This window comes from Enterobacter sp. JBIWA005 (genome assembly GCF_019968805.1).
GTDB classification, from domain to species: Bacteria; Pseudomonadota; Gammaproteobacteria; order Enterobacterales; family Enterobacteriaceae; genus Enterobacter; species Enterobacter vonholyi.
In genome coordinates, this window is record NZ_CP074159.1 from 1347536 (window position 1) to 1365481 (window position 17946).

At 55.4% G+C, this 17946-nt stretch carries 18 protein-coding genes and 5 tRNA genes; 13 read left to right on the top strand and 10 right to left on the bottom strand.

All coding sequences use genetic code 11. The features are described from left to right. Positions 1 to 7 precede the first annotated feature (7 nt). From cpoB to pnuC, 8 genes are all read left to right on the top strand, one after another. Complete coding sequence (gene cpoB, locus KGP22_RS06350) at positions 8 to 802, top strand: cell division protein CpoB (RefSeq protein WP_111964366.1); 795 nt, start codon at positions 8 to 10, stop codon at positions 800 to 802. Between the two features lie 161 nt (positions 803 to 963). Beyond that, a tRNA-Lys gene (locus tag KGP22_RS06355) sits at positions 964 to 1039 on the top strand. 27 nt (positions 1040 to 1066) lie between these two features. Further along, positions 1067 to 1142: transfer RNA gene (locus tag KGP22_RS06360), tRNA-Val, on the top strand. Between the two features lie 3 nt (positions 1143 to 1145). Next, a tRNA-Lys gene (locus tag KGP22_RS06365) sits at positions 1146 to 1221 on the top strand. 41 nt (positions 1222 to 1262) lie between these two features. Then, a tRNA-Lys gene (locus KGP22_RS06370) sits at positions 1263 to 1338 on the top strand. Positions 1339 to 1369: 31 nt separating this feature from the next. Next, positions 1370 to 1445 (top strand) — tRNA-Lys (locus KGP22_RS06375). Positions 1446 to 1636: 191 nt separating this feature from the next. Further along, positions 1637 to 2680 (top strand): quinolinate synthase NadA, encoded by a 1044-nt coding sequence (gene nadA / locus KGP22_RS06380; RefSeq protein ID WP_008501105.1) that lies wholly within the window; start codon positions 1637 to 1639, stop codon positions 2678 to 2680. A 22-nt stretch (positions 2681 to 2702) separates the two neighbouring features. Continuing rightward, positions 2703 to 3422: a nicotinamide riboside transporter PnuC gene (pnuC, locus tag KGP22_RS06385; RefSeq protein ID WP_111963794.1), complete on the top strand. Its 720-nt coding sequence runs from the start codon at positions 2703 to 2705 to the stop codon at positions 3420 to 3422. Here the strand turns inward: pnuC and zitB are convergent. Together zitB and KGP22_RS06395 are read right to left on the bottom strand one after the other, a co-directional pair. Further along, positions 3419 to 4357, bottom strand: coding sequence for a CDF family zinc transporter ZitB (zitB, locus tag KGP22_RS06390; RefSeq protein WP_149366180.1), 939 nt, complete (start codon positions 4355 to 4357; stop codon positions 3419 to 3421). The genes pnuC and zitB overlap by 4 nt on opposite strands. Before the next feature lie 105 nt (positions 4358 to 4462). After that, positions 4463 to 4843, bottom strand: a complete 381-nt coding sequence (locus tag KGP22_RS06395) for a protein YbgS (protein ID WP_133295411.1) — start codon at positions 4841 to 4843, stop codon at positions 4463 to 4465. A gap of 305 nt (positions 4844 to 5148) precedes the next feature. Here KGP22_RS06395 and aroG point away from each other — a divergent pair, with 305 nt between their 5' ends. After that, positions 5149 to 6201, top strand: coding sequence for a 3-deoxy-7-phosphoheptulonate synthase AroG (aroG, locus tag KGP22_RS06400; RefSeq protein ID WP_223581633.1), 1053 nt, complete (start codon positions 5149 to 5151; stop codon positions 6199 to 6201). A 61-nt stretch (positions 6202 to 6262) separates the two neighbouring features. On the opposite strand, the gene gpmA is transcribed toward aroG, so the two are convergent. From gpmA to modE, 7 genes are all read right to left on the bottom strand, one after another. Continuing rightward, positions 6263 to 7015 carry a 2,3-diphosphoglycerate-dependent phosphoglycerate mutase gene (gene gpmA, locus KGP22_RS06405; RefSeq protein WP_023310804.1) on the bottom strand — a complete coding sequence of 251 codons (753 nt, stop codon included), beginning with the start codon at positions 7013 to 7015 and terminating at the stop codon, positions 6263 to 6265. 206 nt (positions 7016 to 7221) lie between these two features. Further along, on the bottom strand, positions 7222 to 8262 hold the full coding sequence (gene galM / locus KGP22_RS06410) for a galactose-1-epimerase (RefSeq protein WP_223581635.1): 1041 nt from the start codon (positions 8260 to 8262) through the stop codon (positions 7222 to 7224). Next, positions 8256 to 9404 carry a galactokinase gene (gene galK / locus KGP22_RS06415; RefSeq protein WP_223581637.1) on the bottom strand — a complete coding sequence of 383 codons (1149 nt, stop codon included), beginning with the start codon at positions 9402 to 9404 and terminating at the stop codon, positions 8256 to 8258. Before galK ends, galM begins: the two co-directional genes overlap by 7 nt. Positions 9405 to 9407: 3 nt before the next feature. Beyond that, positions 9408 to 10454: a galactose-1-phosphate uridylyltransferase gene (gene galT, locus KGP22_RS06420; protein WP_223581639.1), complete on the bottom strand. Its 1047-nt coding sequence runs from the start codon at positions 10452 to 10454 to the stop codon at positions 9408 to 9410. Between the two features lie 9 nt (positions 10455 to 10463). Further along, positions 10464 to 11480: a UDP-glucose 4-epimerase GalE gene (gene galE, locus KGP22_RS06425; protein ID WP_048026980.1), complete on the bottom strand. Its 1017-nt coding sequence runs from the start codon at positions 11478 to 11480 to the stop codon at positions 10464 to 10466. Positions 11481 to 11681: 201 nt separating this feature from the next. After that, on the bottom strand, positions 11682 to 13154 hold the full coding sequence (gene modF / locus KGP22_RS06430) for a molybdate ABC transporter ATP-binding protein ModF (RefSeq protein WP_223581641.1): 1473 nt from the start codon (positions 13152 to 13154) through the stop codon (positions 11682 to 11684). 67 nt (positions 13155 to 13221) lie between these two features. Next, positions 13222 to 14010, bottom strand: coding sequence for a molybdenum-dependent transcriptional regulator (gene modE / locus KGP22_RS06435; RefSeq protein WP_223581643.1), 789 nt, complete (start codon positions 14008 to 14010; stop codon positions 13222 to 13224). A gap of 127 nt (positions 14011 to 14137) precedes the next feature. Between modE and KGP22_RS06440 the strand changes: the two genes are divergently transcribed. From KGP22_RS06440 to modC, 4 genes are all read left to right on the top strand, one after another. Next, complete coding sequence (locus KGP22_RS06440; RefSeq protein ID WP_008501118.1) at positions 14138 to 14287, top strand: AcrZ family multidrug efflux pump-associated protein; 150 nt, start codon at positions 14138 to 14140, stop codon at positions 14285 to 14287. Between the two features lie 178 nt (positions 14288 to 14465). Beyond that, entirely contained in the window at positions 14466 to 15239 is a 774-nt protein-coding gene (gene modA, locus KGP22_RS06445) for a molybdate ABC transporter substrate-binding protein (RefSeq protein ID WP_111963802.1), read from the top strand. Next, positions 15239 to 15928, top strand: a complete 690-nt coding sequence (modB, locus tag KGP22_RS06450; protein ID WP_033144966.1) for a molybdate ABC transporter permease subunit — start codon at positions 15239 to 15241, stop codon at positions 15926 to 15928. The genes modA and modB overlap by 1 nt, the downstream gene beginning before the upstream one ends. A 2-nt stretch (positions 15929 to 15930) precedes the next feature. Continuing rightward, on the top strand, positions 15931 to 16989 hold the full coding sequence (modC, locus tag KGP22_RS06455) for a molybdenum ABC transporter ATP-binding protein ModC (protein ID WP_223581645.1): 1059 nt from the start codon (positions 15931 to 15933) through the stop codon (positions 16987 to 16989). Here the strand turns inward: modC and KGP22_RS06460 are convergent, their stop codons facing one another. Next, positions 16990 to 17808 carry a pyridoxal phosphatase gene (locus KGP22_RS06460; RefSeq protein WP_223581647.1) on the bottom strand — a complete coding sequence of 273 codons (819 nt, stop codon included), beginning with the start codon at positions 17806 to 17808 and terminating at the stop codon, positions 16990 to 16992. Positions 17809 to 17946: the final 138 nt, after the last annotated feature.

The window sequence follows — 17946 nt, forward strand, 5'->3', positions numbered from 1 at the left end:
GAATTGCATGAGCAGTAACTTCAGACATCATCTGTTGAGTCTGTCGTTACTGGTTGGAATAGCGGCCCCCTGGGCCGCTTTTGCTCAGGCACCAATCAGTAGTGTCGGCTCAGGCTCGGTAGAAGACCGGGTCACTCAACTCGAGCGTATTTCTAACGCTCATAGCCAGCTTTTAACCCAACTCCAGCAACAGCTTTCCGATAACCAGAATGATATTGACTCTCTCCGCGGTCAGATTCAGGAAAGCCAGTATCAGCTTAACCAGGTTGTGGAACGTCAGAAGCAAATCTTGTTGCAGATAGATAGCCTGAGCAGCGGTGGTGCAGCAGCACAGCCAGCCGCAGGCGATCAGAGCGGTGCTGCGACGTCTGCGCCAGCGCCATCTGCTGATGCTTCAGCCTCAACAGGCGCGCCTGTACAGAGCGGTGACGCGAATACTGACTACAATGCGGCTATTGCCCTGGTGCAGGATCAATCTCGTCAGGATGACGCGATTACTGCGTTTCAGAACTTTGTTAAGAAATACCCTGATTCCACTTATCAGCCAAATGCCAATTACTGGCTCGGTCAGTTGAATTACAACAAGGGTAAAAAGGACGATGCGGCGTTTTATTTTGCCTCCGTGGTAAAAAACTACCCGAAATCGCCAAAAGCGCCTGATGCGATGTACAAAGTGGGCGTCATCATGCAGGACAAAGGCGACACTGCGAAAGCCAAAGCGGTTTATCAGCAGGTGGTCTCTAAATTCCCGGGCACCGAAGGTGCTAAGCAGGCGCAAAAACGTCTGAATTCGATGGGATGATTATCGCATGACCAGAAATCGCGTTATTTCTGGTCGTGCAGCATGATTACTAAGCAGTTAAGTGATCTTCATCGAAATTTTTGTTGCGCAGAATTCTTAAATCAGTAATATATGCCGCCGTTGCCACGGGATATCAAACAACGTGAAAACAGCATAAAAGTGGGTCGTTAGCTCAGTTGGTAGAGCAGTTGACTTTTAATCAATTGGTCGCAGGTTCGAATCCTGCACGACCCACCAATTAACGCAGTTCCGGCAGTACAGAGTGGGTGATTAGCTCAGTTGGTAGAGCATCTCCTTTACACGGAGGGGGTCGGCGGTTCGAGCCCGTCATCACCCACCACTCGGGTCGTTAGCTCAGTTGGTAGAGCAGTTGACTTTTAATCAATTGGTCGCAGGTTCGAATCCTGCACGACCCACCAATTTTATTGGTGCCGAGTGATAATTCAGGCAACACCCGAATGGGTCGTTAGCTCAGTTGGTAGAGCAGTTGACTTTTAATCAATTGGTCGCAGGTTCGAATCCTGCACGACCCACCAGCCTGAATAAATTTGCAGTACATCCCGCAAGGGGTCGTTAGCTCAGTTGGTAGAGCAGTTGACTTTTAATCAATTGGTCGCAGGTTCGAATCCTGCACGACCCACCAGTGTAGAAAGGCGCCCTAAAGGCGCCTTTTTGCTATCTGCGGTACAACAAATGCTCCGCCCATCTATTCCCGGTGACTTTTCACTCCAGATTCGCTATCTTGTTTAGTATACAAAACACAATTGCCACGCGTTTTGCTATGTCAGGCAAATGAAAGGCAATATTGTTAAGCCCGTAAAACGAGAAGCCATAATGAGTGTGATGTTTGATCCTGAAGCCGCAATCTATCCGTTTCCGCCAAAGCCTGTCCCGCTAAGCCAGGACGAAAAGCAGTTCTACCGCGAGAAGATCAAACGTCTTCTTAAAGAGCGCGATGCAGTAATGGTGGCCCATTACTACACCGACCCGGAAATACAGCAGCTGGCTGAAGAGACCGGGGGCTGCATTTCTGACTCACTGGAGATGGCGCGCTTCGGTGCACGACATCCCGCTTCCACGCTGCTGGTTGCCGGCGTGCGTTTTATGGGCGAAACGGCAAAGATCCTGAGCCCGGAAAAAACCATTCTGATGCCCACGCTTAACGCGGAGTGTTCACTGGATCTCGGCTGCCCGATTGACGAATTCACGGCCTTCTGTGATGCCCATCCTGACCGGACCGTGGTGGTCTACGCTAACACCTCTGCGGCCGTAAAAGCGCGTGCAGACTGGGTGGTCACATCGAGCATCGCCGTTGAACTGATTGAACATCTGGATAGCCTGGGCGAGAAAATTATCTGGGCGCCCGATCGCCATCTCGGCAATTATGTCCAGAAGCAGACGGGAGCTGACGTTCTCTGCTGGCAGGGCGCCTGTATCGTTCATGACGAGTTCAAGACTCAGGCGCTGGCCCGCATGAAGGCGCTTTATCCTGACGCAGCCATTCTTGTTCACCCTGAATCTCCGCAGTCGATTGTCGACATGGCGGATGCCGTGGGTTCAACCAGCCAGCTTATCAACGCTGCCAGAACGTTGCCTCACAAGCAGCTTATCGTGGCGACCGATCGCGGTATCTTTTACAAGATGCAGCAGGCCGTACCGGAGAAAGAGCTTCTTGAAGCGCCAACGGCAGGCGAGGGCGCAACATGTCGCAGCTGTGCACATTGCCCGTGGATGGCGATGAACGGCCTGAAAGCGATTGCCGAGGGGTTAGAAACCGGTGGTGCGGCGCATGAAATCCATGTGGATGCCGCCCTGCGTGAAGGCGCGTTAATTCCGCTTAACCGCATGCTGGATTTTGCGGCTACACTACGTACTTAATTCAAAACGCCCCGGGGAAAAGATGGATTTTTTTAGCACACATAACATTCTGGTTCATATACCGATTGGTGCAGGTGGCTATGACCTGTCATGGATCGAGGCCGTTGGCACGCTGGCGGGATTACTCTGTATCTGGCTGGCAAGCCTGGAGAAGATCAGCAACTACGCGTTCGGGCTGATTAACGTCACGCTGTTTGCGATTATCTTCTTCCAGATCCAGCTGTACGCCAGCCTGCTTTTGCAGCTGTTCTTCTTTGCCGCCAATATTTACGGCTGGTACGCCTGGTCGCGTCAGAACAGCCAGCAGGAGGCCGAGCTGCAGATCCGCTGGCTGCCCCTGCCGAAAGCCATCGCCTGGTTCGTCGCCTGCGTGGTGGCCATTGGCTTAATGACCGTTTACATCAACCCGGTTTTTGCGTTCCTGACCCGCGTTGCCGTTTCGGCCATGTCCGGCATCGGCCTGAACGTGACGATGCCTGAACTCCAGCCGGATGCCTTCCCGTTTTGGGATTCCTGCATGATGGTGCTGTCGATTGCGGCGATGATTCTGATGACCCGTAAATACGTTGAGAACTGGCTGTTGTGGGTCATCATCAACGTGATCAGCGTGGCGATCTTCGCCCTGCAGGGCGTCTATGCGATGTCGCTGGAATATCTGCTGCTGACCTTCATCGCGCTGAACGGCAGCCGGATGTGGATTAACAGCGCGCGCGAGCGAGGCTCTCACGCGCTTTCCGGCTAGTGGTCATGATGATGTGAATGGCCGGACTGCGCCTCGTTAAGGTGGCAGTCCGGTCCGCTACAGGGCTGATACTCCATCTGAACGGTGGCATGGCTAATGTCGTAGTGATGTTCCAGGAAGTGCTGGATGCGATCGAGCAGCGCATCGTGATCGTGAGGAGGGATCACCTGGACGTGCAGCGTCATGACCGGTTTCTCTCCCACCAGCCAGACATGAACATGATGAACGTTGCGTACTTCCGGGACTGAACGGCGCAGGTTGCGCTTCAGCTCGTCGATATCCATGGAAGCTGGCGCCCCTTCAAGCAGTTCATTCACGCTCTCCTTCAGCAGCCGCCAGGCGCTGCGCAAGACCAGACACGACACAAGAACGGACAGAATCGGATCGACAGGCGTCCAGCCGGTGTAGAGAATCACCAGCGCGGCGACAATCGCCCCGACTGAGCCGAGCAAATCACCCATAACATGCAGAGCCGCAGCGCGTACGTTCAGGTTCTTCTCCCCGCTGCCGCGGTGCAAAATCCAGAAGGCCAGAATATTCGCCAGCAGCCCTGCTACGGCAATCACCATCATGGTTGCCCCGGCGATCGGCTGCGGGTGTCTGAAGCGCTGTATTGCCTCCCAGACGATAAGAATGGTAATGACTACCAGTGCAATAGCGTTAACAAACGCGGCCAGTGTGGTCAGTCTCAGCCAGCCGAAGGTATGGCGCGCATTTGGAGGACGACGCGCAAACTGCACGGCCATCAGGGCGAAGAGCAGGGCGGCTGCATCGGTCAGCATGTGTCCGGCATCAGCCAGAAGTGCCAGAGAGCCGGAAATCAGGCCGCCAATGACCTCGATAACCATAAACGTTGCTGTGACGCCAAAGGCCAACATCAGTCGTTTAGCGTTGTCGTTGCCGGATGAGTGCGAGTGTGAATGGGAGTGCGCCATGTCTGCTTTCCTGATGTGTTATTGTTTTTAGTGTAGCGTTTTTAATAGGTTACTCCAAAAGAAAGGAGAGCCTGAGCTCTCCTTTTTCTGACGGTTCATAACAAATTACTGGGTGGTGCCATCGGTTTTGGTATTGGCGTCGCTACCCACTTTGTCGTTAGGGTCCGGGCATTTGCCGTCCTTGCACATTGAGTTCTTATGGACTTCATCTGAACTCATATTGTCATGGTTCATAGTGCCGGAACCGCTACCGTCTGGATGCAGCATGGTGCCGCCGGTGTTGGTGTTGCCGGTATTGATCTGGCTGTTGTCGACATTATTCGGGGCGATATTCTGTTTCGCATCAGGCGCAGGCTGACCTGCTGCCGCAGCCGCATTGGCGTCACCATTGCTGTCTGAGGTGCCCGTTTCCGCAGCCAGGACGCTGCCGCTGGCCAGAGTGAGTGTAGCGGTCAGGAAGAGAGTTGCCAGTTTTGTCATTTTCATCATGGTGCTCCTGTTCTTGTCGTTACGCTGGATAACATTCTCCAACAGTGCATCTTTTTCAGAGGCGAAAGATCCCGCCTTACGGACTTACGTCAGTAGGGAATCGCGTTTAAGCGTGTAAAAATTGGTTGTTACAGTTAAAAAGCTTAGGTTAGATCTCGTTTTTCGCTATTTTGTGGCGATTTTTAGGCGAATTCCAGGAATTATCTGCGTGAAGTGTAAAACCGTGTTTACACTTCCTTGTCGACAAGATAGATTGAAAGGATTGCTTTCATTACTAAAGATATGGCAGAGCTGGAACGAAGATGAATTATCAGAACGACGATTTACGCATTAAAGAGATCAATGAGTTATTACCTCCTGTAGCGCTCCTTGAGAAATTCCCCGCCACTGAAAATGCCGCAAACACGGTTTCTCATGCTCGTAAAGCGATCCATAAGATCCTGAAAGGTAATGACGATCGTCTTCTGGTGGTGATTGGTCCGTGCTCCATTCACGATCCGGCTGCCGCGAAAGAATACGCCGCCCGTCTGCTCACCCTCCGTGAAGAGCTAAAGGATGAGCTGGAAATCGTCATGCGCGTCTATTTTGAAAAACCGCGCACCACCGTTGGCTGGAAAGGATTGATTAACGATCCGCACATGGATAACAGCTTCCAGATCAACGACGGCCTGCGCATTGCGCGCAAGCTGCTGCTTGAGATCAACGACAGCGGCCTGCCTGCGGCCGGTGAATTCCTGGACATGATTACGCCACAATACCTTGCAGACCTGATGAGCTGGGGCGCAATTGGTGCGCGCACGACTGAATCTCAGGTCCACCGCGAGCTGGCGTCCGGTCTTTCTTGCCCGGTGGGTTTCAAAAATGGCACTGACGGCACCATTAAGGTGGCTATTGATGCCATCAACGCCGCTGGTGCGCCGCACTGCTTCCTGTCCGTGACAAAATGGGGTCACTCCGCCATCGTTAACACCAGCGGGAACGGTGACTGCCACATCATTCTGCGCGGCGGTAAAGAGCCGAACTACAGCGCGAAACACGTGGCAGAAGTGAAAGTCGGGCTGGAAAAAGCCGGACTGCCGCCGCAGGTGATGATCGATTTCAGCCATGCCAACTCCAGCAAGCAGTTTAAAAAGCAGATGGAAGTGGGAGCAGACGTCTGCCAGCAGATTGCCGGCGGTGAGAAGGCGGTGATTGGGGTGATGATCGAAAGCCATCTGGTTGAAGGTAACCAGAACCAGGAAGGCAGCGAGCCGCTGGTGTACGGCAAAAGCGTGACCGATGCCTGCATCGGCTGGGACGATACCGACGCTATCCTGCGCCAGCTGGCAAATGCGGTAAAAGCGCGTCGCGGTTAATTCTGACGGCTCAAATAAAAAAGCGCGGAAGGCTCCGCGCTTTTTTTATGTCTGGCGAAAATTACTTCGCTTTACCCTGGTTCGCAACTGCCGCTGCTTTCGCCGCGATCTCTTCTGCGTTACCCAGATAGTAGTGTTTGATTGGCTTGAAGTTTTCGTCGAACTCATACACCAGCGGTACGCCGGTTGGGATGTTCAGTTCGAGGATTTCGTCTTCTCCCATGTTGTCCAGGTATTTCACCAGCGCACGCAGAGAGTTACCGTGAGCCGCGATGATCACGCGCTCGCCGCTTTTCAGGCGTGGCAGAATGGTTTCGTTCCAGTAAGGCACAACGCGGTCGATGGTCAGCGCCAGGCTCTCGGTGGTTGGCAGCTCAGCGTCGGTCAGCTTCGCGTAACGTGGGTCGTGGCCCGGGTAGCGCTCGTCATCTTTGGTCAGCTCTGGCGGGGTGATTGCGAAGCCGCGACGCCACTGTTTAACCTGCTCGTCGCCATATTTCTCAGCGGTTTCCGCTTTGTTCAGGCCCTGCAGCGCACCGTAGTGACGTTCGTTCAATTTCCAGGACTTCTCAACCGGCAGCCAGGCCTGATCCAGTTCGTCCAGCACGTTCCACAGGGTGTGGATGGCACGTTTCAGCACAGAGGTGTAAGCAAAATCAAAGCTGAAGCCTTCTTCCTTAAGCAGTTTACCTGCTGCTTTTGCTTCGCTTACGCCTTTCTCGGACAGATCAACGTCGTACCAACCGGTAAAGCGGTTTTCGTTGTTCCACTGGCTTTCGCCGTGACGCACCAGGACCAGCTTAGTAATAGCCATCTCTTACTCCTCAAGCATTTTTAGAATGATAACAATTCTCATTATATTGCCGTGGCCGTGCCAGCAGCAACGCTTAACCCTAACCATAGCGAAAATAGTCTCTGAGTGTAAGATGCTTGTGAATCCAGGGTTATGATTTTGTCTGCGATCGGCGCTATTTTCAGCAAGGCGTGCAGAAAAAAGCCCTCCGGAGGGAGGGCTGAATATTAATGTGGAATAAAATGGTATTCCGTCACGCTCACGTACTCTTCACCCGGGTGCAGCACGCAGCCTGGCTGCGGCCATTCCGGATGGTTCGGGCTGTCCGGCAGGAACTCGCTCTCCAGCGCCAGGCCTTGCCAGTCGCTGTACTCATCGTGTTCGCGCGCCGTCGTGCCGCCGAGGTAGTTGCCTGAGTAAAACTGCAGGGCAGGGGCAGTGGTATAAACCGTCATCTGCAGCTTGTCATCCGCAGACCAGACCTGCGCGGCAGGCTGCTTCACATCACCTTTGGCCTGCAGCAGGAAAGCGTGATCGTAGCCTTTCACCTTACGCTGATCGTCATCGCTCAGGAAATCCCGGGCGATGGTTTTCGCGCTGCGGAAGTCAAAGCTGGTGCCGCTCACGTCTTTAAGGCCCTGATATGGAATGCCCATCTCGTCAACCGGCAGATACGCATCCGCCAGGATCTGCAGCTTGTGCTCACGCACGTCGCACTGGCTACCATCCAGATTAAAGTACGCGTGATTGGTCAGGTTGACCGGACACGGCCTGTCGACCTTCGCGCGGTATTCAATGGCGATACGGTTGTCATCGGTCAGCGTAAAGCGCGCGGACGCGGTAAGGTTCCCCGGGAAGCCCTGATCGCCATCAGGCGAATCCAGTGAGAACAGCACTTCACCGTCGTTTTGACGAACAATCTTCCAGCGGCGTTTATCAAACCCGTCCGGCCCGCCGTGCAGCTGGTTCTCACCCTGGCTTGGAAGCAGGGTGTACTGCTCGCCGTTGAGTTCAAAACGGCTTTTCGCGATGCGGTTAGCATATCGCCCAACGGACGCGCCCAGATAGGCGGACTGATTGACGTACTGCTCAGGTGAGGCGCAGCCGAGCAGGGTCTCGCGCACGCTGCCGTCCGGCATCGGTACGCGGGCAGAAAGAAGGGTAGCACCCCAGTCCATCAGCGTAACGACCATCCCAGCGCTGTTGCGCAGGGTTAACAGGCGATACGGCAGACCATCCGGTGCGAGTGTAGGTGTTTCGTTTAGCACTGTCCGGCTCCTTGTGATGCTTTACAAACATAGAAGGTTTCTTTGATGCCTGTTTTGGCTTCGTACTGCTTCGCCACGGCATCCTGTATGGCAGGGACCAACGCTTCTGGCACCAGCGCAACGATACAGCCGCCAAAACCGCCGCCCGTCATGCGCACGCCGCCTTTGTCGCCAATGGTCGCTTTGATGATTTCCACCAGGGTGTCGATCTGCGGAACGGTGATTTCAAAATCATCGCGCATGGAGGCATGAGATTCCGCCATCAGCTCACCCATGCGTTTCAGGTCACCTTTCGCCAGCGCGGACGCGGCTTCAACCGTACGGGCATTTTCCGTCAGCACGTGACGAACGCGTTTGGCGACAACCGGATCCAGCTCGTGCGCCACTTTGTTAAATTCATTGAGCGTCACGTCGCGCAGGGCTGGCTGCTGGAAGAAACGGGCGCCGGTTTCACATTGTTGGCGGCGGGTGTTGTATTCGCTGCCCACCAGCGTGCGCTTAAAGTTGCTGTTAACGATCACCACGGCCGCGCCTTTTGGCAGGGGAACGGCTTTGGTTCCCAGCGAACGGCAATCAATTAACAGGGCATGCTCTTTTTTCCCGAGCGCGGAAATCAGCTGGTCCATAATGCCGCAGTTACAGCCCACGAACTGGTTTTCTGCTTCCTGACCATTCAGGGCGATTTGCGCGCCATCCAGCGGCAGATGGTAAAGCTGCTGGAATACGGTGCCGACGGCAACTTCCAGAGACGCAGAGGAGCTTAAGCCCGCACCCTGCGGCACGTTGCCGCTGATGACTAAATCCGCACCGCCGAAGTTCTTGTTACGCTTCTGAAGGTGTTTGACGACGCCGCGCACGTAGTTAGACCACTGCTGGCTGTCGTGCGTCACAATCGAGCCATCGAGGGAAAATTCGTCCGTCTCATTACCGTAATCAGCCGCAATCACGCGGACTTTACGGTCGTCGCGTTTCGCACAGCTAATAACGGTCTGATAATCGATGGCGCACGGCAGCACGAAACCATCGTTATAGTCGGTGTGTTCACCGATCAGGTTAACGCGGCCTGGCGCCTGGATAACGTGGGTGGCAGGGTAGCCAAATTTCTCAGCAAACAGGGATTGTGTTTTATCTTTCAGACTCATTTTTTAGACTCCTGATTCGCGATAGTGGACGTCGCTAACGGCACGCAGACGTTCTGCCGCCTGTTCCGCCGTCAGGTCACGCTGGGTTTCTGCCAGCATTTCGTAGCCCACCATAAATTTACGTACCGTCGCAGAGCGCAGCAGCGGCGGATAGAAATGGGCATGCAATTGCCAGTGCTGATTCTCTTCCCCGTTGAACGGCGCGCCGTGCCAGCCCATGGAGTACGGGAAGGAGCACTGGAACAGATTGTCGTAACGGCTGGTCAGCTTTTTCAGCGCCAGGGCAAGGTCGTCGCGCTGCGCGTCGCTGAGATCGGTAATACGCAGAACATGTGCTTTCGGCAGCAGCAGCGTCTCAAACGGCCACGCGGCCCAGTAAGGCACGACGGCCAGCCAGTGTTCGGTTTCCACCACGGTACGGCTGCCGTTGGCCTGTTCACGCTGCGCGTAATCCACCAGCATCGGCGAGCCGTTTTCCGCGTAATACGCTTTCTGCAGACGGTCTTCACGCTCGGCTTCGTTAGGCAGGAAGCTGTTCGCCCAGACCTGGCCGTGCGGATGGGGGTTCGAGCAGCCCATGGCCGCGCCTTTGTTTTCGAACACCTGCACCCACGGATAGCTCTGCCCCAGCTCTGCGGTTTGTGCCTGCCAGGTGCTGACGACCTCTTTCAGCGCGTCCACGCTCAGCTCCGGCAGCGTCTTGCTGTGATCGGGAGAGAAGCAGATCACGCGGCTGGTTCCGCGCGCGCTTTCGCAGCGCATCAGCGGATCGTGGCTTTCAGGCGCGTCCGGCGTGTCGGTCATCAGGGCGGCAAAATCGTTTGTGAACACGAAGGTGCCTTTGTAGTCCGGGTTTTTATCCCCGGTAACGCGCGTGTTGCCCGGACAGAGGAAGCAGTCCGGGTCGTGCTGCGGCAGGGTCTGTTTTGCAGGCGTCTCCTGCGCCCCCTGCCAGGGGCGCTTAGCGCGATGCGGAGAAACTAAAATCCATTGCCCGCTTAACGGGTTAAAACGACGATGCGGATGATCGACGGGATTAAATTGCGTCATGACGGATCCTTAGTCCGGATAGCCTTGCGGGTGGCGTGACTGCCAGTGCCAGGTATCCTGTGCCATTTCATCAAGCGTGCGCGTCACACGCCAGTTAAGCTCTTTGTCGGCTTTGGTGGCATCGGCCCAGTAAGCAGGCAGATCGCCCTCGCGACGCGGTGCGAAGTGGTAGTTCACCGGCTTGCCGCAGGCTTTGCTGAAGGCGTTAACCACGTCCAGCACGCTGCTGCCGACTCCGGCGCCGAGGTTGTAAATATGCACGCCCGGTTTGTCAGCCAGCTGCTGCATGGCCGCAACGTGACCGTCGGCCAGATCCATTACGTGGATGTAGTCGCGCACGCCGGTGCCGTCTTCGGTCGGATAGTCATTGCCAAAAATCGCCAGCGAGTCGCGACGGCCAACGGCAACCTGGGCGATATACGGCATCAGGTTGTTTGGGATGCCCTGGGGATCTTCACCCATATCGCCAGACGGATGCGCGCCGACCGGGTTGAAGTAGCGCAGCAGCGCGATGCTCCACTCCGGCTGGGCTTTTTGCAGGTCGGTCAGGATCTGCTCCACCATCAGCTTGCTTTTGCCGTACGGGCTTTGCGGGGTACCGGTCGGGAAGCTTTCAACGTAAGGAATTTTCGGTTGATCGCCGTAGACGGTGGCGGAGGAGCTAAAGATGAAGTTTTTGACGTTCGCCGCGCGCATGGCGGAGATGAGACGCAGAGTGCCGTTGACGTTGTTGTCGTAATACTCGAGCGGCTTCGCAACGGATTCACCGACCGCTTTCAGACCCGCGAAGTGGATCACCGCTTCTATGGCGTGGTCGTGAAGGATCTCGGTCATCAGCGCTTCGTTGCGGATGTCGCCTTCCACAAAAGTCGGTTGTTTACCGCCAAGACGTTCAATCACAGGCAGCACGCTGCGCTTACTGTTGCACAGGTTGTCGAGAATGATGACGTCATGGCCGTTTTGCAGCAGTTGCACGCAGGTATGACTACCTATGTAACCGCTACCACCTGTTACCAGAACTCGCATATTTCGCTCCATTGGGCTTATGGTATGTAATAACCATAGCATAACAGAGACGCGAAAAGTGTGACATGGGATAAAATAGTGGAATCGTTTACACTCGTTTTCACACTCACTTTTTTCATGACTGAGAGCATTCTAGATCAAAGAGATAGCGATGTATTGATGCAAGTTATCTGAAAAAGAGGAGGGCAGAGCCCTCCGCGGTTAATCAACGTTGCTGAGAAGGTAGCGATAACCCTCACCGTCCGGAACAAACTCCAGGCGATGCGTGATGCAGGCGGGGGCATCTTCGGCATGATGTGAAACGAAAAGCAGCTGCGTTTCACCTTCGCTAATCAGCACGTCCACAAAGCGGCGGATAAGCTGGCGGTTCAACGGGTCGAGTCCCTGCAGCGGTTCGTCGAGGATCAGCAGCGTAGGGTGTTTCACCAGCGCGCGAACGATCAGGGCCAGACGCTGCTGCCCCCACGAAAGACTATGAAACGGCGCGTCAGCCACCCGGTTATCCATGCCCAGAATGTCCAGCCACTGCTGGGCGAGCTTATGTTGTTTGTCCGACACCGCCTGATAAATTCCGATGGAATCAAAATACCCGGAGAGGATCACGTTGCGTACCGTGGTACTGACCCGGTAATCCAGATGCAGGCTGCTGCTGACGTAGCCGATATGCTTTTTGATATCCCAGATGGTTTCTCCGCTGCCGCGACGCCGACCAAACAGCGTGAGGTCGTTGCTGTAGCCCTGCGGATGATCGCCGGTGATCAGGCTCAGCAGCGTCGATTTTCCCGCGCCGTTGGGGCCGACAATCTGCCAGTGCTCGCCCGGATTGACCGTCCAGCTGAGGCGGTTAAGGATCGGGCGATCGTCATAAGAGACCACGCCATCCCGCAGCACGATGCGCGGCTGGTGGGGATCGAGCGCGTGGCGGGCCGAAGGGGCGTCAGGTTCCGGAAGGGTAATTCCGTCGAGTTGTTCACTGTGCGCGAGCTGGGCAATCAGCGCCTGCTTGAGCAGCGCTGTTTTTTCTCCGGTTTCGGTCAGGTTACAGTCGGTCAGGACGCCCGCGTGCTGGATAAAGTCCGGAATTTCATCGAAGCGGTTAAGCACCAGCACGAGGGTATATCCCTGCTGATTAAGAGATGCTAGCAGGGACGCCAGCTGCGCCCGGGACTGCACGTCAAGACCGTCGAACGGTTCGTCCAGAATAAGCAGTTCAGGTTGGCTCATCAGCGCCTGACAAAGCAGCGTTTTTCGCGTCTCGCCGGTAGAAAGGTATTTAAAGCGCCGGTCCAGCAGAGGGGTAATACCGAACTGTTCTGCCAGGCGCCGGCAGCGGGCGGGATCCTTCACTTCATCCTGAATAATTTCCGCCGTCGTACGGCCGGTATCGTCTTCGCCAGGGCTGAGTAAATCGGTGTTGTTGCGCTGCCACTCGTCGCTGACCAGCTTTTGCAGTTGTTCAAACGACAGGCGCGTCAGGCGCGTAAAGTCGCTCTGGTATTCGCCTTTGAGGAGGTTGAGCTCTCCCGCCAGCGCGCGGGCCAGCGCGGATTTACCGCTGCCGTTAGTGCCGACAAACGCCCAGCTTTCACCCGCGCGAATCGTCAAATCAGCAATCGTTAGTGTTCGGGTATCGCTAAGACGAAACGTGCCTTGCGAAATATGCAATGATGACATGATTTATCCCTGTTTTTGCAGCGCCAGATATCAGGGATACGCACTGTCGGTACGATTGTCAATGTGCTCAGCACAAAGTGGCGATAATCACCCGGTCCGCGTTGAAATAAGCGGTGACGACAGCACCTTCTTCTAAGTCGTCCGACTCGCTGAGCGGTATGGTCGCACAAAGCGGTTGCCCATCTGCCAGGGTCATAAGCACTTCGCATTGCGCCTGGCCGCGTTCGATATGGCTGATTGTGCCCGGCAGCTGGTTATCTGCTGCCTTTGCCGCGTCGGGATCGCGCGTGATATTGACCCACGGCGCTTTCAGCAGCACCAGCACCTCTTTACCTTCATTCAGTTCAAGACGTTCCGCGCTTTGCGCCGTTATGGCGGCCTTCAGACGGGTGGTGCCATCGGCAAGCAGGATCTCAATATGCTGCTGTACCTGGAGATCGTCGCGCGCCGTCACCGTACCAAACCACTGGTTGCGGGCGCTGGTTTGTAAAGAGAAGCGGGAAATGGCGGCCAGCAAACTGTCCAGCGGAACGTTATCGTCATCGCTCAACACATCAAACGCTTTTTGCTGGATCTGCGCCAGCAGATCGTAAAGCTGAATAAGGCGCTGGCCATAACGCGTCACGATCGCACCGCCGCCGCCTTTGCCGCCCGTGGCTCTGTCCACCAGCGGGTGTTCGCTCAGGGTGTTCATCTCGTTGATGGCGTCCCAGGCGCTTTTATAGCTGATTCCCGCGTTTTTCGCCCCCTGGCTAATCGAGCCCGTTTGTTCTATTTGTTTAAGCAGGGCGATACGTCGCGGATCGGCGAAAAGCTTTTGCTGAAGTCGTAGAGTGAGGAGAATTTCGGCCTGCATAACAGTGTCCTGGCAAAAAGAGTATTGTGACCCAAATGGTGCAGGGCGCAAAGGGTACCGCACAAAAGGGGATGTTTTTCTCACTATTCAGGGTAGAATGAGTCATTCACAATATCTGGAGAAAACCATGTTAGAGTTGTTGAAAAGTCTGGTATTCGCCGTGATCATGGTACCAGTAGTGATGGCCATCATCCTCGGTGCCATCTACGGCCTGGGTGAAGTGTTCAACGTCTTTTCGAACATTGGTCACAGAGACCAGGCTAAAAAGCAGCATTGATTCCCCTCAAAACGCCCGGCTTGTCCGGGCGTTTTGCTCTCAAGATTTTCCCGTTTTCGCCGATATAATTTAACGCATCACACCGGTTTACCCATTCAGCGGTACGATTAAACGCTGGGATCTCCCTGACGTTATCGTTATATTAATGTGTATATAACGCTACTCACAGGAGTTACAGATGGCACGTTCATGGGTACGCCTTTTTGCAGGGGCAACATTGACGCTTTCCCTTACCGGACACGCGCTGGCGGACGAGGGTAAAATCACGGTCTTTGCGGCGGCGTCGCTGACTAACGCGCTGCAGGATATTGCGGCGGCGTATAAAAAAGAGAAAAACGTCGAGGTGGTCTCCTCTTTTGCCTCTTCCTCGACGCTGGCTCGCCAGATAGAAGCGGGCGCACCGGCGGATCTGTTCATCTCGGCGGATCAGAAGTGGATGGATTACGCGGCGGAGAAGAAATCAATTGATGCGACAACCCGCGAAACGCTGCTGGGGAATAGCCTGGTTGTCGTGGCGCCAAAAGGCAGCGCGCAGGCGGACATCACTATCAACAAACAGACCAACTGGACGAGCCTGCTGAACGGTGGCCGTCTGGCGGTGGGCGACCCGGCGCACGTTCCGGCCGGGATTTATGCCAAAGAAGCGCTGCAAAAGCTGGGCGCATGGGAGACGTTGTCGCCGAAGCTGGCCCCGGCCGAAGACGTGCGCGGCGCGCTGGCGCTGGTGGAACGCAACGAAGCCCCGCTGGGCATTGTGTATGGCTCTGATGCCGTAGCCAGTAAGGGGGTGAAAGTGGTGGCAACGTTCCCGGAAGACTCCCACAAGAAAGTGGAATATCCTGTTGCGATTGTTGATGGACATAAAAATGCGACCGTGACGGCTTTCCGCGATTATCTGAAGGGGCCTGAAGCGTCCGCTATCTTTAAACGTTACGGATTTACGACTCACTGATGATATTGACCGATCCTGAATGGCAGGCTGTTCTGCTGAGCCTTAAAGTCTCTTCCCTGGCGGTTGCGCTGAGTTTGCCCTTTGGGATCTTCTTTGCCTGGCTACTGGTTCGCTGTCAGTTTCCCGGCAAAACGCTGCTCGACAGCGTGCTTCATCTTCCGCTCGTGTTGCCGCCCGTAGTGGTCGGTTACCTGCTGCTGATTTCGATGGGGCGACGCGGTTTTATCGGCGAGAAGCTCTACGACTGGTTTGGGCTGACGTTCGCTTTTAGCTGGCGCGGTGCGGTACTGGCGGCAGCGGTGATGTCATTCCCGCTGATGGTGCGGGCGATACGTCTCGCGCTGGAAGGGGTGGACATGAAGCTTGAACAGGCGGCCCGCACGCTGGGCGCCGGGCGCTGGCGCGTCTTTTTCACCATCACGCTGCCCCTGACGTTACCCGGCATTATTGTCGGGACGGTGCTCGCCTTCGCCCGCTCGCTCGGCGAGTTTGGCGCCACGATCACCTTTGTGTCGAACATACCCGGCGAGACGCGGACGATTCCGTCGGCCATGTATACGCTGATTCAAACGCCGGGCGGTGAAGGCGCGGCGGCGCGGCTGTGTATCATTTCAATTGTGCTGGCGCTGGTGTCGCTAATGGTGTCTGAATGGCTGGCGCGGCTCAGCCGCGAGCGGATGGGGAAATAAGCATGCTGGAACTCCATTTCACCCAGACGCTGGGAAACCATACCCTGACGCTTAACGAGACGCTGCCGGCAAGCGGAATCACCGCCATCTTTGGCGTGTCGGGGGCGGGAAAAACGTCGCTGATTAATGCCATCAGCGGTCTGACCCACCCGCAGTCAGGCCGTATTGTTCTGAATGACCGCGTCCTGAATGACGTGGAGAACAAAATTTACCTCTCGCCGGATAAACGCCGCATCGGCTATGTTTTCCAGGACGCGCGCTTGTTCCCGCACTACAGCGTGCGCGGCAACCTGCGTTACGGCATGGCGAAAAGCATGGCCGGGCAGTTTGATAAGCTGGTGACGCTTTTAGGTATTGAGCCATTGCTCGACAGGCTGCCATCCTCGCTCTCCGGTGGTGAAAAACAGCGCGTGGCCATTGGCCGCGCGTTGCTGACCGCACCCGAACTGCTGCTGCTCGACGAACCGTTGGCCTCGCTGGATATTCCGCGTAAACGTGAGCTCCTGCCCTACCTGCAGCGCCTGACGCGGGAAATTAATATTCCGATGCTCTACGTCAGCCATTCGCTGGACGAAATCCTCCATCTGGCCGACAAGGTGCTGGTGCTGGAAGAGGGCAGCGTTAAGGCGTTTGGCAACCTGGAAGAGGTGTGGGGCAGCAGCGTCATGCATCCGTGGTTACCCAGGGAGCAGCAGAGCAGCATCCTGAAGGTGAGCGTGCTGGAACACCATCCGCACTACGCGATGACCGCCCTGGCGTTGGGTGACCAGCATCTTTGGGTCAATAAGATCGACAAGCCGTTACAGTCCGCGCTGCGTATTCGTATTCAGGCATCTGACGTCTCGCTGGTGCTGCAGCCGCCGCTGCAAACCAGTATTCGAAATATCCTGCGCGCCAAAGTCGCGGAGTGTTTTGATGATAACGGCCAAGTGGAAGTGAAGCTCGAGGTCGGCAGCAGGACGCTCTGGGCGCGCATCAGCCCGTGGGCCAGGGATGAGTTAGGGATCAGACCCGGCCTGTGGCTCTACGCGCAAATCAAGAGCGTCTCGATCACCGCCTGATTACAGCAGGTGGGTATAAATGTACTGCGCGATGCTGTCGGTGGTGTTGTCGCCAATGACCACGTTAGCGCGCGCTTTTACCGCGTCGTCTGCATTGCCCATCGCCACACCGGTACCGGCGGCTTCCAGCATGCTTATGTCGTTGTAGTTGTCGCCGAAGGCGATCGCGTCCTGCATCGACCAGCCTTTTGATTCCACATACTGCGTCAGGCGTTTGCCTTTGCTGTTGCCTTTGCGGGCAATATCCACCTGATCGTGCCAGGACCATTCGCACTCCAGACCCAGCGTCTGTTCCACGTGTTTCGCGAAGGCATTCAGCTTGGTTGTGTCTTCATCCGTCAGGGCGAATTTCCAGATAGCCTCAACGTCCTGGGCCGCCTGACGCAGGGAGGAAACCTGGGTAAAGACGGGACGCTGCGCTTCAGGCAGGGACAACGCCCAGTTGCTGGTGCGCACCACGTGGCCGGTAGGGCGCTCGTAGACCATCGCGTTATCCACATACATCAGGCCGTGAACGGCATGCTCATCCAGCAGATCAATCAGTTGCAGCGCCTGGGGAGCCGGCAGCGGGTCGGATTCTAAAACCTTTTTTGCCTGATAATCATACAAATAAGTGCCATTACAACAAATTGCAGGTGTATCTAACGCCAGTGCCTGATAAAAAGGGTGAATGGCAACGTGATGTCGACCCGTTACGATAAGGAGTTGATATCCCGCTTCCTGCGCGCGTTTAAGCGCTTCCAGAGAAGAGGGGAGAAGGGTTTTTTGCGGCGTCAGTAAGGTACTGTCTAAATCCAGAGCAATCACACGCGAGGTCATCTGTTTTCCCGGGTTAATATTGAATTTACGTTTTGATGGGATGGTACACCGAGAGGCGAACGCTTCAAAATTCCTGTCGACAATTCAGCATTCACCGTCAAAAGTTAACTACTTTCATGCGCAGTGAGGAGTGAATAT

What these genes read in the sequence shown, in the direction of transcription:
- cpoB (WP_111964366.1), top strand. Translation starts at nt 8, where the DNA reads ATGAGCAGTAACTTCAGACATCATCTGTTGAGTCTGTCGTTACTGGTT.
- nadA (WP_008501105.1), top strand. Translation starts at nt 1,637, where the DNA reads ATGAGTGTGATGTTTGATCCTGAAGCCGCAATCTATCCGTTTCCGCCA.
- pnuC (WP_111963794.1), top strand. Translation starts at nt 2,703, where the DNA reads ATGGATTTTTTTAGCACACATAACATTCTGGTTCATATACCGATTGGT.
- zitB (WP_149366180.1), bottom strand. Translation starts at nt 4,357, where the DNA reads ATGGCGCACTCCCATTCACACTCGCACTCATCCGGCAACGACAACGCT.
- KGP22_RS06395 (WP_133295411.1), bottom strand. Translation starts at nt 4,843, where the DNA reads ATGAAAATGACAAAACTGGCAACTCTCTTCCTGACCGCTACACTCACT.
- aroG (WP_223581633.1), top strand. Translation starts at nt 5,149, where the DNA reads ATGAATTATCAGAACGACGATTTACGCATTAAAGAGATCAATGAGTTA.
- gpmA (WP_023310804.1), bottom strand. Translation starts at nt 7,015, where the DNA reads ATGGCTATTACTAAGCTGGTCCTGGTGCGTCACGGCGAAAGCCAGTGG.
- galK (WP_223581637.1), bottom strand. Translation starts at nt 9,404, where the DNA reads ATGAGTCTGAAAGATAAAACACAATCCCTGTTTGCTGAGAAATTTGGC.
- galT (WP_223581639.1), bottom strand. Translation starts at nt 10,454, where the DNA reads ATGACGCAATTTAATCCCGTCGATCATCCGCATCGTCGTTTTAACCCG.
- galE (WP_048026980.1), bottom strand. Translation starts at nt 11,480, where the DNA reads ATGCGAGTTCTGGTAACAGGTGGTAGCGGTTACATAGGTAGTCATACC.
- modF (WP_223581641.1), bottom strand. Translation starts at nt 13,154, where the DNA reads ATGTCATCATTGCATATTTCGCAAGGCACGTTTCGTCTTAGCGATACC.
- modE (WP_223581643.1), bottom strand. Translation starts at nt 14,010, where the DNA reads ATGCAGGCCGAAATTCTCCTCACTCTACGACTTCAGCAAAAGCTTTTC.
- KGP22_RS06440 (WP_008501118.1), top strand. Translation starts at nt 14,138, where the DNA reads ATGTTAGAGTTGTTGAAAAGTCTGGTATTCGCCGTGATCATGGTACCA.
- modA (WP_111963802.1), top strand. Translation starts at nt 14,466, where the DNA reads ATGGCACGTTCATGGGTACGCCTTTTTGCAGGGGCAACATTGACGCTT.
- modB (WP_033144966.1), top strand. Translation starts at nt 15,239, where the DNA reads ATGATATTGACCGATCCTGAATGGCAGGCTGTTCTGCTGAGCCTTAAA.
- modC (WP_223581645.1), top strand. Translation starts at nt 15,931, where the DNA reads ATGCTGGAACTCCATTTCACCCAGACGCTGGGAAACCATACCCTGACG.
- KGP22_RS06460 (WP_223581647.1), bottom strand. Translation starts at nt 17,808, where the DNA reads ATGACCTCGCGTGTGATTGCTCTGGATTTAGACAGTACCTTACTGACG.